This is a genomic window from Pseudomonas asiatica (assembly GCF_009932335.1).
GTDB lineage: Bacteria > Pseudomonadota > Gammaproteobacteria > Pseudomonadales > Pseudomonadaceae > Aquipseudomonas > Aquipseudomonas asiatica.
Window position 1 is genome coordinate 547993 of the sequence record NZ_BLJF01000001.1, and the last position, 13970, is coordinate 561962.

Below are 13970 nucleotides of genomic sequence, written 5' to 3' on the forward strand. Positions count from 1 at the left end.
TCAGAAGCGGTAGGTAAGGGATGCACCAATACCGTGAGCACTGTTCTCATACTTGGCCTGATAGGTGCCTTTCAGCGCCTGTTGTGTCGGCGAGCCGGACACATTGTTCACCTTGGTATCCTCTTCCCACAGATACGAGTAGGCAACATCGATGGTCATGTCGTCGTTCGGGCTCCAACCGGCACCAAAGCTGACAGCCTTGCGGTCGCCGGTAGGAATGCGTGGCGAGCGATCATGGTTGTTGGTGGGCGACTGGTCGACGGAGAAGCCTGCACGCAGGGTCCACTCCTTGTTCACCTTGTAGGCAGCACCAATGGCGTGTGCCCAGGTGTCATGCCAGTTTTGCTCTTCGGTGATGGTCTGCAGTGGGTAGCCCGCCGGTGCTTCGTTCTTGACAACGATGCTCTCCAGGCGGCTCCAGCGAGTCCAGGTGCTACCCGCATAGAGTGTCCACTGGTCATCCAGTTCATGGGTGATCGAGAAGTCCACCGATTCTGGCGTCTTTATTTTCAGGCTGGCGTCGAATTTGCCGTTCAGGCCGAGGGCTGCAATCGGGTACGACACTCGCGTGTCGCCTTCAAGCTTGTAGTCGACCATCGAGTGATAGGTCAGGCCCAGGCGGGTACGGTCTGTAGCTTGTACGAGGACGCCAATGTTGTAACCGATCGCGGTGTCGTCGCCCTTGATCTTGATTTCGCCATCCGGCCCGTTCGGGCCCAGCAGCGCCTTGCTGGACAGATTCGAGCCCAGTTCACCCTTGATACGGTTGATGGTCGGACCGAAACCGATCGACACCTTGTCGTTGAAGGCATAGCTGATGGTTGGCTGGAAGGTGACGACCTCGACCTTGCTCTTCTTGCCCCAGTAGCGTGCCGCGTCGTCGCTGCCGTAGTCCGTGATCAGGCCGTATGGCACGTAAACGCCGAAACCGACGCTCCAGTGATCATCGATCGGTTTGACGTAATAGCCCATGGGTACACCCACGACCGGGACCATGTCGCCATCGGTTTCCCCCCCGAAATTGCTACCACGACCCGAAATATCAGTTTTGGCAATGACAGCCGCGCCACCCACGGTGACCTGTTCGCGCTTGAGGCGAGACATGCCCGCAGGGTTGCCATACACCGTGCTGGCATCTTCGGCAGAAGACGAACGTCCCGCAAACCCGGTTCCCATGCCGCTGATGCTTTGTTCGTTCAGCGCGAAACCTGCGGCGAGCAGTTGGCTGGAAGCAAGTGCAACGGCTACGCCGAGGGAGGCTTTGAGCATTACTTTTTTCATTATTAGAAAACTCCTTGGGATCTCCGGGGCGAAAAGCTACCAACAAATCACGCGCCGCGCTATAGCCTCAATCGCAGGAGATAGAGCGGTTTTGTAGGACAATCCGACCAAAATTCCCTTTTTTCCGGGTGCGTTGTAGGACGCGTCTTAAGATGCCTGCGGCAATCTCTGATCTATGCAGGTATGCCAGGCGTGTGTGAAGTCGCGCAGGCGACCTTGGGGGTTGAAAATCTGTCGCCAGATTCGCGCAAGTGCGAGAAGGTCATCGGCGGCCGGCAGTGGCGTGGCCTGCTCTTCGATGAGCATCCAGGCAATCGCGGTTGAATAACGCAGGTTGACGGTGAGTTCCAGGTGCGGGCCGCCGAGGAAGGCGTGCTGGCTGGCCAGGCCGCGGACCAGGCTGGCCAGGTCGGGGTCACGGGCAAGATAGTCGTCCCAGATAGCCTGGTGACGGTGTTCGCCAATACGGTACAGACCGTGCCCACGACGGTCGTGCAAGGCCGACCCCAGGGCCGACTGGCTGGCGGCGATGCCAAGCAACAAGGCTTCGGCGCTGGCGCAGTGACGGTTCAGGTAGACCAGGGTGGGTCGGATCACATACTGACACAATTCATTCGCCGCGATACCCATGATGCCCTCGAGCAGTTAAGGGCCGGACGGGCGCTGGAGCTTGGCAGCTGGTGAGTGATCAGGCCCGCCGGAAGCGGCAAGCACCGCTCGAGTTGAAGTGTAGTGTGATAATCGTGGTGTAAAGGGCTGTTTTTAAATCGATTGCTGCCTGACGTACTTGGCTATATGCCTTAAGGCAATTACGCCACGAACGTTCAGGCAGGCTTGCGATGGGATGATTCAGCGCTTGAATACCGCAGCATTCGCCGCTCACGCGGTGAGCGACTGGCGGGTTCGAGCGATGACCGCCTGCAGCGGTTCACTGCGGCTGTACTGTTCAGGGTACAGGCGTTCGGTGTGGCAGGCGACGCCGTGTTCGTCTACCAGGGTGAAGCTGAAGCTGCCTTTGCGAGGGGCAACGATAAGGCACTTCAACGGCGAGAAGGCCTGGGAGAGGGTGCCAATGGCAGCCTGAATCTGATGATGAGTTTGCATATTGTTGGAGGTTCCTGCTTTAAACACGGGGGTTATGATCCGTGCATGATAGAAACGTTCCAGTGACGCCTTTATTAAGGGACGAACGAACCTGACTGGAACAGGGCAGCCAGAGGGAGCGCAATCAAAGGTGGGCGCGTGGGCTGACTGGTAGGTACTTCAGAGGACAGGCAGCACGCCGGGGCCAAGGTTCTAGGCCGTCGGGGTGGGATCCTGATCAATCTGTCACGTGATTCGTGCTTGAACAGCGCAGGGCTGGCGAGTGAATCATCGAATGGGCCGGTCCTGGTTTCAGCAGCGTCACCCTTGGGAGGAGTGTGTCTGCAAGGACGCTTAAGGCCAGAATTGACTTTCAGCTTGGTACTAACGATGCGCACCTTAGCGAAAATACAGGTGCTTGGCAAGGACTTTGTGTTAATACAGGTTAGCCGCGCAGTATGGCGCGTATTTTCCCTGATGGGAAGGGGCTGCAAAAGCCCCGTATCCGGCCTGATGTACCGATTTCGTGCATTCAATTGAAGGTTTTTGGTGCACTTGTTCACATTTGGAGCAGCGCTTGCAACTGCCTTGCAGCATGCGATGACAGCCTCGCCAATGCCTTGACTGGCCGGTTAAGTCAATGAAAAAAAACACTATTTTTAGCTGGTGAAAAAATCGTCAGTTTGAGCGAAAGCCCCAATTCATAGGGGTTTGCGGGGGATGCCAGGGGGTTGTCCACCGAGTTATCCACAGGAACTGTGGATTGTCCCTGGCGCTTGCTCTAGGACGGGCGTGCCAGCAATACAGTGAACTGTCCGACAATCTACATGCTTCAGGAGGCCAGTTGGTCATCCACTTGAAAACGTCAAGAAAAGATCATTGAAAATTTTTTCAATCCTGCAGAAATCGGAAGGCCATGTCGCAAAAAAAAGGGTAGAGTGGCGCGCCTTTCGAGTTGCCAATCCTGTTGCTCATGAAGTTTCGCGGTAAACACCTCGCCAGCCCTGCTGCATCGACGCCTGCGCCTCCCCCCAAACGTTTCTCCCTCAAAGTGGCCTTGTGGCTGCTCGACAACCCGCGCCTGGGTGACAAGCCGCAGGTCAAGCACTTGGCCGGGCGCCTGTTGAAACAGCCGGCGCGTCAGGGTGTGGTAGTGGCGCAAAGCCGCCTGGGACAGATGTTGTGCCGTGATTGCGGCAATGCCCGTGACCGGCGTATTGGCCATGAACTGCTGCGCCAGGCGGCCCGCGCCGGTGATCGGCGCGCGCAACTGGAGTATGCACGGCTGTGCCAGCACAACGAGCCGGAGCAGGCGCGGTACTGGCTGGAGCTGGCGGCAGGGCAAGGGTCGCAGGAAGCACGGCGGCTTTTGCGGCAGTGGTTCCATGCCTGAGGTGTATTGCCAGCACTGGCCTTTTCGCGGGTTTACCCGCGAAGAGGCCGGAACAGGCAACACACCGCTCAGGCTGATAAGCTGCGATGCATTCATCCAGGATCATTCGGGGTAAGCATGACAGTGGATCTGGCCAGCATTCTGCTGGGCTTGGTGGCAGGTGCATTACCTTGCCTGGGTTGGGTCATGCAGGTGCAGCGTCGCCAGGGCACGCGGCAAGGCGAACAGGCTTTGCTCGAAGAGCGCCTCAATGCTGCCCAGCTGGCCCTGGCCGGCTTGCAGGCGCAACTGGACGCCAGCCGCGATGAAATCAGCGATCTCAGCGAAGCCAACACCGTCAAGCAGACCCAGCTGGCCGCCCAGGGCCGTGAGCTGGAACTGCTGCAGATCGACCGTGACAATGCCCGTGATGCCGCTCACGCCTGGAACCTCGAACGTGCCAACCGCGAAGCCGAACTGCGTCGCCTGGAGGCCCAGACCGCACGCCTGGACGCCGAACTGCGCGAGCAGCAGGAAAGCCACCAGCAGCGCCTGGAAGACCTGCAGGAAGCCCGCGACACCCTGCGCGCCCAGTTCGCCGACATGGCTACCAAGATCTTCGACGAGCGCGAGCAGCGCTTCGCCCAGACCAGCCAGCAGCATCTCGGCCAGTTGCTCGACCCGCTCAAGGAGCGCATCCAGGCTTTCGAAAAACGCGTGGAAGAGAGCTACCAGCAGGAAGCCCGCGAGCGCTTCTCGCTGGGCAAGGAGCTGGAGCGCCTGCAGCAACTCAACCTGCGCCTGTCCGACGAAGCCACCAACCTGACCCAGGCGCTGAAGGGCCAGAAAACCCAGGGCAACTGGGGTGAGTTGATCCTCGAACGGGTGTTGGAGCATGCCGGCCTGGAAAAGGGCCGCGAATACCAGACCCAGGTCAGCTTGAAGAGCGCCGATGGCGAGCGCTTCCAGCCTGACGTTCTGATCATGCTGCCCGGCGACAAGCAGGTAGTGGTGGATGCCAAGGTCAGCCTCACCGCCTACCAGCAGTTCGTCGCCGGCAACGACGAGGCTGCGCTCAAGCAGCATGTGCAGTCGCTGCGCAGTCACGTCAAAGGCCTGTCGAGCAAGGACTACAACCGCCTCGAAGGCCTGCACAGCCTGGATTTCGTGCTGCTGTTCGTGCCGATCGAGGCCGCCTTCTCGGCAGCCCTGCAGGCCGAGCCGAACCTGTTCCAGGAAGCCTTCGACCGGCAGATCGTGATCGTCAGCCCGACCACCTTGCTGGCCACCTTGCGGGTGATCGACAGCCTGTGGAAGCAGGAACGCCAGGGCCAGAACGCCCGCGAGATCGCCGAACGCGCCGGCTGGCTGTACGACAAGTTCGTGCTGTTCATCCAGGACCTGGACGAGTTGGGCAGCCGCCTGCAGCAGGTGGACAAGGCCTATGCCGCGGCGCGCAACAAGCTGTGTGAAGGGCGCGGCAACCTGGTCAGCCGCAGCGAACAGCTGAAGCTGCTGGGCGCCCGCGCCAGCAAGAGCCTGCCGGCCGACCTGCTGGAGCGGGCGCTGTCCGATGAGGCGTTGCCGGACGAAGCGCTTACTGAACCAGGTTCAGATGGCGATTGAGCATGGCACGCAGGGCCGCCGGCTTGACCGGCTTGGCCAGGTAGTCCAGGCCAGAGGCATGCACCATGGCGATGGTTTCCTTGCTGCCGTCAGCGCTGATCACCACGCCCGGCACCGGCTCGCCAAGGCGCGCGCGTAGCCAGCCCATCAGCCCGGTACCAGTTTCGCCGTCGTCCAGGTGGTAGTCGACCAGCGCCAGGTGCGGGCGCATGCCCTTGGCCAGCAGAGCTTCGCATTCGGCGCGGTTGCGCGCGGTCCACACCTGGCAACCCCAGCGGCTGAGCAGGCTGTTCATGCCAATCAGGATGCTGTCTTCGTTGTCCACGCACAGTACCTGCAGCCCGGCCAGTGGCTGGCCGCCCTGTTCCACCGGGGCGGCGGGCGCCGGCGCGGCCTGGTGGGCAATTGGTACGCTGACGCGGAACACCGTGCCCTTGCCCGGCCACGAGCGCACTTCCAGCTTGTGCCCCAGCACCCGGCACAGGCCGTCGGCGATCGCCAGGCCCAGGCCCAGGCCCTTCTCGGCGCGGGTCTGGTGGCTGTCCAGGCGCTTGAACTCCTGGAAGATCACCTGCAGCTTGTCGTCGGCGATGCCGGGGCCGCGGTCCCACACTTCAAGCCACAACTGTTCACCCTGGCGCCGTGCGCCCAGCAGGATCGGGCTCTTGCCGTAGCGCAGGGCGTTGGTCAGGAAGTTCTGCAGCACCCGGCGCAGCAGCTTCATGTCACTGTCCACCCGCAGGCGGCTGCCGCGCAGGCGAAATTCCAGGCCCTTCTCGGCGGCCAGCACCTTGAATTCGGCACCCAGGGTGTCGAACAGCTCGTTGAGGGCAAAGGGTTTGGCATCCGGGGTAATCTTGCCGTTTTCAAGGCGTGAGATGTCCAGCAGGTCGCTGATCAGCTCTTCGGCCGAGCGCAGCGAACTGTCCATGTGCTGCACCAGCTGCCGGGCCTCTTCATTCATGCCCTCGGCCTGTTGCGACAAGGCGGCGGAGAACAGCCGGGCCGCGTTCAGCGGCTGCATCAGGTCATGGCTGACCGCAGCCAGGAAACGGGTCTTGGACTGGCTCACCGCTTCGGCACGGCTCTTGGCTTCGGACAACGCCTGGTTCAGTTGCGACAGCTCCTGGGTGCGTTCCGCCACCCGTTGCTCCAGGCGTTCGTTGGCATCGCGCAGGGCCTGCTCGGCCTCACGGAACGGGGTGATGTCGGTGAAGCTCATGACGAAACCGCCGCCCGGCATCGGGTTGCCGATCAGCTCGATCACCCGGCCATTGGGGAACAAGCGCTCGGAGGAGTGCGCACGGCCCTGACGCATCCAGTGCAGGCGACGCGCCACGTGCACCTGCGCCTCGCCCGGTCCGCACAGGCCACGCTCGGCGTTGTAGCGGATGATGTCGGCGATCGGCCGGCCCACGCTGATCAGCCCGTCGGGGTAGTTGAACAGTTCCAGGTAACGGCGGTTCCAGGCCACCAGGTGCAGGTTCTGGTCGACCACGCTGATGCCCTGGTTGATGTTCTCGATTGCCCCTTGCAGCAGGGCGCGGTTGAACTGCAGCACCTCGCTGGCTTCGTCGGCGATACGCACCACGTCTTCCAGCTGCATGTCGCGGCCTTCGATGGCGGCCTTGACCACGGCGCGGGTCGACGAGGTGCCGAGTACGCCGGCCAGCAGGCGTTCGGTATGTTCGATCCAGTCGCCGTCGGCGTTCTGGTTGGGGTTGAAGCCCTTGCCCTGGCGGTAGGCGAAGCGGATGAAGCTCTGCCGGGCGCGTTCTTCACCAACGAAGCGCGAGGCCAGGGTCAGCAGGTCGTCGATCTGCACCGCCAGCAGCGGCTTGCTGCTGGGCCTGGCGCTGGTCTGCTGGCCGATGAAGCGGCCGGCCTGCCAATGCTCGGAAACCCGCGTGCGCGAAAGCACCGAGACCCAGGCGAACAGAGTGAAGTTGCCCGCCAGCGACAGCACGACACCCTGGGTCAGTGGGCTGATCGGCAGGTCAAGCGGGTTGCCGTGCAGCCACGCCAACCCTGGGAACAGCTGCAGCGACCAGCCCACGCTATGCGCGGCAATCGGCAGCACCAGGGTGTAGAACCACAGGAAAATACCTGCGGCCAGGCCGGCGAACACACCGCGGCGGTTGGCCTGTTTCCAGTACAGCGCACCAAGCATGGCCGGTGTCAGTTGGGTCACGGCAGCGAAGGCGATCTGGCCGATGGTCGCCAGGCTGGCGGTGGAGCCCAGCAGGCGGTAGCTGACATACGCCAGCAGCAGGATCACCACGATGGTCACCCGGCGTACAGAGAGCATCCAGTGGCGGAATGCCTCGAACGGCCGCTCGGCGTTGGTACGGCGCAGCAGCCAGGGCAGCAGCATGTCGTTGGAGACCATGGTCGACAGCGCCACGGCCTCGACGATGACCATGCCCGTGGCCGCCGATGCACCACCGATGAATGCCAGCAGGGCCAGGCTCGGGTGTGCCTCGGCCAGAGGAAGGCTGATGACGAACGAATCGGAGATCACCGTGCCCGGCAGCAGCATCTGCCCGGCCAGGGCGATCGGCACCACAAACAATGCGGCGAGCGCCAGGTACATCGGGAATACCCAGCGCGCCAGGCGCATGTCCTGGGGTTCGATGTTCTCCACCACGGTGACGTGGAATTGCCGTGGCAGGCAGATGATCGCCATCATCGCCACGGCGGTCTGCACCACCATCGACGGCCAATTGATGGTCTCCTGCCAATAGTCCTGAAGGTGGATCGACTGGCGGGCCTGGCTGAACAGGTCGTCGAAGCCGTCATACAGGTTGAAGACGACAAAGATGCCCACGGCGAGGAAGGCCAGCAGCTTGATCAGTGATTCGAAGGCAATCGCCAGGACCATGCCACGGTGGTGTTCGGTCACGTCCAGGCTGCGGGTACCGAAGACGATGGCGAACAGTGCCAGCACCAGGGATACAACCAGTGCGGTGTCCTGTACGCGGGTGCCGGTGGCGTCGGCGTTGGCGCCGATCAGCAGGTTCACCCCCAGCACGATGCCCTTGAGTTGCAAGGCGATGTACGGCAGCACGCCGACCAGGCAGATGAGCGCCACGACCACCGCCAGGGACTGCGACTTGCCATAGCGCGCGGCGATGAAGTCGGCAATCGAGGTGATGTTCTGTTGCTTGCTGATCAGCACCATCTTCTGCAGCACCCAGGGCGCGAAGATCAGCAGCAGCACCGGGCCCAGGTAAATCGGCAGGAATGCCCAGAGCTGTTCGGCGGCCTGGCCGACCGCGCCGAAGAAGGTCCAGCTGGTGCAGTACACGGCCAGCGACAGGCTGTACACCCAGGCACGCAGCTTCGGCGGCAACGGCGTGCTGCGGCGGTCGCCGTAGAAGGCGATGGCGAACATGATGGCCATATAGGCCAGGGCGACCACGGCGATCAGCCCGCTGGACAACGACATGAAGACTCCGAAGCAAAAAGATAACGCGGTCCCGATCAATCAGTCTGGCACGCAGGTGCCGCTTCGTCAGCGCAGACGATGGTTGTAGGAGCGAGCTTGCTCGCGAAGAGGCCGATACAGCCAACATCAGTTACTGCGGGTACCCAGCCAATAAAACACCCCCGCCAGTATCACCGACAACACCAGCAGGTAGAAGATCGCCCCCGGCCACAGATGTACCAGGGCAAACCCCACCATCACCGGCCCCAGCGCCGCACCGAGGTTGGACAGGTTCTGCGCGCCGTAATACACCCCACGCAAGTGCTCCGGCGCGATCAGGTCGATGAACATGTACTCGGCCGGGATCACGATGATCTCGCCCAGGGTGAACACCAGCATCGCCAGGCACCACGCCAGCGCCGAACCGGCCAGGGCGAAGCCCAGCAGCCCGGCGATGAACAGGCCCATGCCGGCCAGCAGCCAGGGCATCAGGCGCTGGCGGCTGATGCGGCGGCCGATCAGGTACTGCAGGGCAATCACCGTCACCGCGTTGGTGGTCACCAGGTAACCGATCAGGCGCGCCGCCTCGGCCGGGCTGCTGGTTACCACCAGGTATTGCGACAGGTAGGCAGTGAACTGGCCGAATACTACCGCGCTCAGCACCCCGCCCAGGGTGAAGCATATCAGCCGTCGGTCACGGGCCAGACCCAGCGCCACCTGGCCAAAGCCGACCCCGGGTTTGTCCGGCACACTGGCCTGCAGGCCGCGGTCCCCCAGGCGCCAGTAGGTCAGGCACATACCCAGGCCGAGCAGGGCGGAGGCAATGAACGGCATATGGTCGTTCAGCTCCAGCATGGCCACGCCCAGCAGCGGGCCGGCGGCGTAGCCGACGTTGCTGAGGGTGTACTTGATGGCGAACACTTCGGCCCGTGCCTCCACCGGTAGCAATGCGCAGAAGCCCGCCTTGGCAGCGATGTCGACCACTGCCAGGGCCAGGTTGATCAGCACCAGGCAGATAAAGAACAGCAGCGCCGAGTTGCTGGCGACCGCGCCGACGAAAGCCAGGGCAAACAGCAGGGTGCTGGCGCTGACCAGGGTGTGGTTGCGCAAGGTATCCACAAGGTGGCCGCCATACAGGCTCAGCAGCGAGGCGATGATCAGCGCACCACCGATCAGCAGGCCGATCTGGCTGATCGGCAGCTGGAAGTTGTCAGCCAGGTACACCACCAGGTAGGGCAGGGTAAGGGCACGGGCGACGGTGAGGGTGAAGGTAGTGCCGAGCAGCAGGCGCACGGTGTGCGGGTAGCGTTTGATGGCGGCGAGCATTGCCACGTCCTTGTTGTGGAATAGCCGAATCGGAGCATATGACAAATGGGGGCTGCTCTGCAGCCCATCGCCGGCAAACCAGCTCCCACCTCGACCGCATTGATCTCAAGCCATGTGCGGTACCTGTGGGAGCCGGCTTGCCGGCGATGAGGCCGGAACAGGCTTGCTACAGAATCACCGCGCTTGCCAGTCAGTGCATTTCCCATGCAGATTTGTGGCTTGTCGCGCCCTGCGCGCCTCCAATTGAAAAGCCCTCAGGACCAAGGACGATGAGTCACTCCTCGCAATTCACCTTGCTCGGCAAGCGGCGTTTCCTGCCGTTTTTCATCACCCAGTCGCTGGGTGCCTTCAACGACAACCTGTTCAAGCAGTCGCTGATCCTGGCGATCCTGTTCAAGCTCAGCCTGGGCGACGGCGACCGTTCGATCTGGGTCAACCTGTGCGCCCTGCTGTTCATCCTGCCGTTCTTCCTGTTCTCTGCGCTGGGCGGGCAGTTTGGCGAGAAGTTCGCCAAGGATGCGCTGATCCGGGCCATCAAGCTGGCCGAGATCGCGATCATGGCGGTAGGCGCGCTCGGTTTCATCACCAACCACCTGGCACTGATGCTGGTGGCGCTGTTCGGCATGGGAACCCACTCGGCTCTGTTCGGCCCGGTGAAGTACTCGATCCTGCCGCAGGCCCTGCGCGAGGAAGAACTGGTCGGCGGCAACGGGCTGGTGGAAACCGGTACTTTCCTGGCCATCCTCGCCGGCACCATCGGCGCTGGGGTGATGATGTCGGCTGACAGCTATGCCACCGTGGTGGCTGGTGGCGTGGTCGGCACCGCCGTGCTCGGTTACCTGGCCAGCCGCTGGATCCCGCGGGCCGCTGCCGCTTCGCCGCAAATGCCGCTGGACTGGAACATCTTCAGGCAGTCGTGGGCGATCCTGCGCATGGGCCTGGGGCAGCCGCCGGCGGTGTCGCGCTCGATCGTCGGCAACTCGTGGTTCTGGTTCGTCGGTGCCATCTACCTCACGCAGATCCCGGCCTACGCCAAGGACTGGCTGCACGGTGACGGCACGGTGGTGACACTGGTGCTGACCCTGTTCTCGGTGGGGATTGCCTTGGGTTCGCTGCTGTGCGAGCGGCTCAGCGGGCGCAAGGTGGAAATCGGCCTGGTGCCGTTCGGCTCGTTCGGGCTGAGCCTGTTCGGCCTGCTTTGGTGGTGGCACTCCGGCGATGTGCCGGCTGCGGCGGCACCGCACGACTGGCTGGCGCTGTTGGGCATGGGCCAGGCCTGGTGGATCCTGCTGTCTATCGTCGGCCTTGGGGTGTTCGGCGGCTTCTATATCGTACCGCTGTATGCACTGATCCAGGCCCGCACCGCCGAAGACCAGCGCGCCCGGGTGATCGCGGCCAACAACATCCTCAATGCCCTGTTCATGGTGGTGTCGGCAGTGCTCACCATCATCCTGCTGGGCCTGGCCGAGCTGACCATCCCGCAACTGTTCCTGGTGGTGTCGCTGCTCAATATCGCGGTCAACGCCTATATCTTCAGGATCGTGCCCGAGTTCACCATGCGCTTCCTGATCTGGCTGCTCAGCCATTCGATGTACCGCGTGCAGCACCGCGACCTCGAACGCATCCCCGACGAAGGCGCGGCGCTGCTGGTTTGCAACCACGTGTCGTTCGTCGATGCGCTGCTGCTGGGAGGGGCGATTCGCCGGCCGATCCGCTTCGTCATGTACTACAAGATCTACAACCTGCCGGTACTCAACTTCGTGTTCCGCACCGCAGGCGCCATCCCGATTGCCGGGCGCAACGAAGACCTGGCCATCTACGAACGTGCTTTCGCGCGCATTGCCGAGTACCTGGCCGATGGCGAGCTGGTATGCATCTTCCCTGAAGGCAAGCTGACCGGGGATGGCGAAATCGACGTGTTCAAGGGCGGCGTCAACCGCATCCTCGAAGAAACCCCGGTGCCGGTCATTCCGTTGGCCTTGCAGGGGCTGTGGGGCAGCTTCTTCAGTCGTGACCCGGCCAAGGGCTTTTTCAAGCGCCTGTGGTCGCGGGTGACCATCGTGGCAGGCGCCGCCATCCCGGTGGAGGCGGCGCAGCCAGAAGCCTTGCGTGAGCAGGTCAGCCGCCTGCGCGGCAACCTGCGCTAGGGGAGGGCGTCAGCTGGCGCTGACTTTCAGGCCGACCAGGCCGGTAATGATCAGCGCCACGCTGACCAGGCGTACCAGGGCCATGGACTCGCCGAACAGGATGATGCCGGCGATCACCGTGCCGACGGCGCCGACGCCGGTCCATATGGCATAGGCGGTACCCAGCGGCAACTCTTTCATGGCCAGGCCCAGCAGGCCTAGGCTGATGGCCATGGCGGCGACGGTGAGGACGGTGGGCAGTGGTTTGCTGAAGCCGTCGGTGTATTTCAGGCCGACGGCCCAGCCGACCTCGAACAGGCCGGCGAAGAACAGGATGATCCAGGACATGGTGCGTCTCCATCGTTGTGAATGATGGGGCCGTCCCCGGAATGGTCACGCTGTGCGTCGTGAGGTCGTCCTCACAGTGGATACATGGTGCACACCTGCAGCCCTAGGGGCAAGCCTGTACCGGCCTCTTCGCGGGTAAACCCGCTCCTACAGGGATCTCCACAATTTTCAGACCTGTGCAGTACCTGTGGGAGCGGTTTACCCGCGAAGGGGCCAGTTCAGGCAACTTCAATGCCTGGCCAGCTCCCCACCTTCGGCTTCTGCCACAGGGTCCCCCATACGCCGGAACCAGGTAGACAGCAGCGCCCCGGAAATATTGTGCCAAACGCTGAACAACGCACTCGGCACCGCAGCCAGCGGCGAAAAATGCGCCGCTGCCAGTGCTGCGCCCAGCCCGGAGTTCTGCATGCCCACCTCCAGCGCCAGCGACTTGCGCTGTGCCAGTGGCAGCTTGCACAGCCTGCCGGTCAGGTACCCCAGCAAGTAGCCGAAGCTGTTGTGCAATATCACCACCGCCATGATCAGCAGCCCTGATTCGGCGATCTTCGCCTGGCTGGCCGCCACCACCGCGCACACGATCATCACGATACTCACCACCGACACCAGCGGCAGTACCTGCACCGCCGCCTGCACCCGCGCGCCAAGCAGCCGCTGGGCCAGTACGCCGAGCACGATCGGCAGCATCACCAACTGCAGGATCGACCAGAACATGTCCATGAAGGACACAGGCAGCCAGGCCGAGGCCAGGAACCAGATCAGCGCCGGGGTCAGCAGCGGGGCGAGCAGGGTGGTGACCGCAGCGATGGCCACCGCCAGCGCCAGGTCGCCGCGTGACAGCCAGACCATCACGTTCGATGCCGTGCCGCTCGGGCAGCAGCCAACCAGGATCACGCCCACGGCGATTTCTGGTGGCAGGTGGAACAGCTGGCACAGCAGCCAGGCCATGCCCGGCATGATCACGAAGTGCGCGACCACCCCCAGCATCACCCGCCAGGGCTGGCGGGCGAGGGCGGCGAAGTCATCGAGCTTGAGGGTGAGGCCCATGCCGAACATCACCAGGCCCAGCAGCGGCACGATGGCCACCTTCAGGGCGATGAACCATTGCGGTTGCAGGAAGGCCATTACGGCGAACACCAGCACCCACAGGGCGAAGGTATTGCCGACGAAGCGGCTGAGGGTGGCGAGGGCACGCATGGGGGGCAATTCCTTTTTGTTTTATCGCTTCAAGAATTTCACTGGCCTCTTCGCGGGCTTGCCCGCTCCCACAGGTACACCACAGTACTCAGAAGCTGTGGTGTACCTGTGGGAGCGGGCAAGCCCGCGAAAGGGCCAGTACGGTCTGAGGATATCTCCCAGGCCAGCACCGGCATTTCAAAACCAG

General features: G+C 62.7%; 10 protein-coding genes. 3 read left to right on the forward strand and 7 right to left on the reverse strand.

The genetic code is table 11. The features are described 5' to 3' along the window. From GYA95_RS02520 to GYA95_RS02530, 3 genes are all read right to left on the reverse strand, one after another. A complete protein-coding gene (locus tag GYA95_RS02520; RefSeq protein ID WP_013971392.1) occupies positions 1 to 1281 on the reverse strand; it encodes an OmpP1/FadL family transporter in 1281 nt (426 codons plus the stop codon). Between the two features lie 147 nt (positions 1282 to 1428). Then, positions 1429 to 1911 carry a hypothetical protein gene (locus tag GYA95_RS02525; protein WP_003257336.1) on the reverse strand — a complete coding sequence of 161 codons (483 nt, stop codon included), beginning with the start codon at positions 1909 to 1911 and terminating at the stop codon, positions 1429 to 1431. Positions 1912 to 2160: 249 nt separating this feature from the next. Next, positions 2161 to 2385: a hypothetical protein gene (locus tag GYA95_RS02530; protein ID WP_003257337.1), complete on the reverse strand. Its 225-nt coding sequence runs from the start codon at positions 2383 to 2385 to the stop codon at positions 2161 to 2163. 952 nt (positions 2386 to 3337) lie between these two features. Here GYA95_RS02530 and GYA95_RS02535 point away from each other — a divergent pair. Both GYA95_RS02535 and rmuC read left to right on the forward strand, forming a co-directional pair. Then, positions 3338 to 3757, forward strand: coding sequence for a tetratricopeptide repeat protein (locus GYA95_RS02535; protein ID WP_024086418.1), 420 nt, complete (start codon positions 3338 to 3340; stop codon positions 3755 to 3757). A 231-nt stretch (positions 3758 to 3988) separates the two neighbouring features. Continuing rightward, complete coding sequence (gene rmuC, locus GYA95_RS02540) at positions 3989 to 5362, forward strand: DNA recombination protein RmuC (RefSeq protein WP_161551463.1); 1374 nt, start codon at positions 3989 to 3991, stop codon at positions 5360 to 5362. On the opposite strand, the gene GYA95_RS02545 is transcribed toward rmuC, so the two are convergent. Next, the gene (locus tag GYA95_RS02545) at positions 5334 to 8810 is read right to left on the reverse strand and encodes a hybrid sensor histidine kinase/response regulator (RefSeq protein ID WP_054572789.1); all 3477 of its coding nucleotides are present in this window, start codon (positions 8808 to 8810) and stop codon (positions 5334 to 5336) included. The genes rmuC and GYA95_RS02545 overlap by 29 nt on opposite strands. A gap of 126 nt (positions 8811 to 8936) precedes the next feature. Then, entirely contained in the window at positions 8937 to 10115 is a 1179-nt protein-coding gene (locus tag GYA95_RS02550; protein WP_015269261.1) for an MFS transporter, read from the reverse strand. A gap of 269 nt (positions 10116 to 10384) precedes the next feature. Between GYA95_RS02550 and GYA95_RS02555 the strand changes: the two genes are divergently transcribed. Further along, the gene (locus GYA95_RS02555; RefSeq protein ID WP_015269262.1) at positions 10385 to 12262 is read left to right on the forward strand and encodes an MFS transporter; all 1878 of its coding nucleotides are present in this window, start codon (positions 10385 to 10387) and stop codon (positions 12260 to 12262) included. 9 nt (positions 12263 to 12271) lie between these two features. Here the strand turns inward: GYA95_RS02555 and sugE are convergent, their stop codons facing one another. After that, the gene (gene sugE / locus GYA95_RS02560; protein WP_009686221.1) at positions 12272 to 12589 is read right to left on the reverse strand and encodes a quaternary ammonium compound efflux SMR transporter SugE; all 318 of its coding nucleotides are present in this window, start codon (positions 12587 to 12589) and stop codon (positions 12272 to 12274) included. A gap of 228 nt (positions 12590 to 12817) precedes the next feature. Further along, complete coding sequence (locus tag GYA95_RS02565) at positions 12818 to 13783, reverse strand: bile acid:sodium symporter family protein (protein ID WP_015269263.1); 966 nt, start codon at positions 13781 to 13783, stop codon at positions 12818 to 12820. Positions 13784 to 13970 lie beyond the last annotated feature (187 nt).

Coding starts and splice junctions, on each gene's coding strand:
- GYA95_RS02565 (WP_015269263.1), bottom strand. CDS start 13,783: ATGCGTGCCCTCGCCACCCTCAGCCGCTTCGTCGGCAATACCTTCGCC.
- GYA95_RS02520 (WP_013971392.1), bottom strand. CDS start 1,281: ATGAAAAAAGTAATGCTCAAAGCCTCCCTCGGCGTAGCCGTTGCACTT.
- GYA95_RS02535 (WP_024086418.1), top strand. CDS start 3,338: ATGAAGTTTCGCGGTAAACACCTCGCCAGCCCTGCTGCATCGACGCCT.
- GYA95_RS02545 (WP_054572789.1), bottom strand. CDS start 8,810: ATGTCGTTGTCCAGCGGGCTGATCGCCGTGGTCGCCCTGGCCTATATG.
- GYA95_RS02550 (WP_015269261.1), bottom strand. CDS start 10,115: ATGCTCGCCGCCATCAAACGCTACCCGCACACCGTGCGCCTGCTGCTC.
- sugE (WP_009686221.1), bottom strand. CDS start 12,589: ATGTCCTGGATCATCCTGTTCTTCGCCGGCCTGTTCGAGGTCGGCTGG.
- GYA95_RS02530 (WP_003257337.1), bottom strand. CDS start 2,385: ATGCAAACTCATCATCAGATTCAGGCTGCCATTGGCACCCTCTCCCAG.
- GYA95_RS02555 (WP_015269262.1), top strand. CDS start 10,385: ATGAGTCACTCCTCGCAATTCACCTTGCTCGGCAAGCGGCGTTTCCTG.
- GYA95_RS02525 (WP_003257336.1), bottom strand. CDS start 1,911: ATGGGTATCGCGGCGAATGAATTGTGTCAGTATGTGATCCGACCCACC.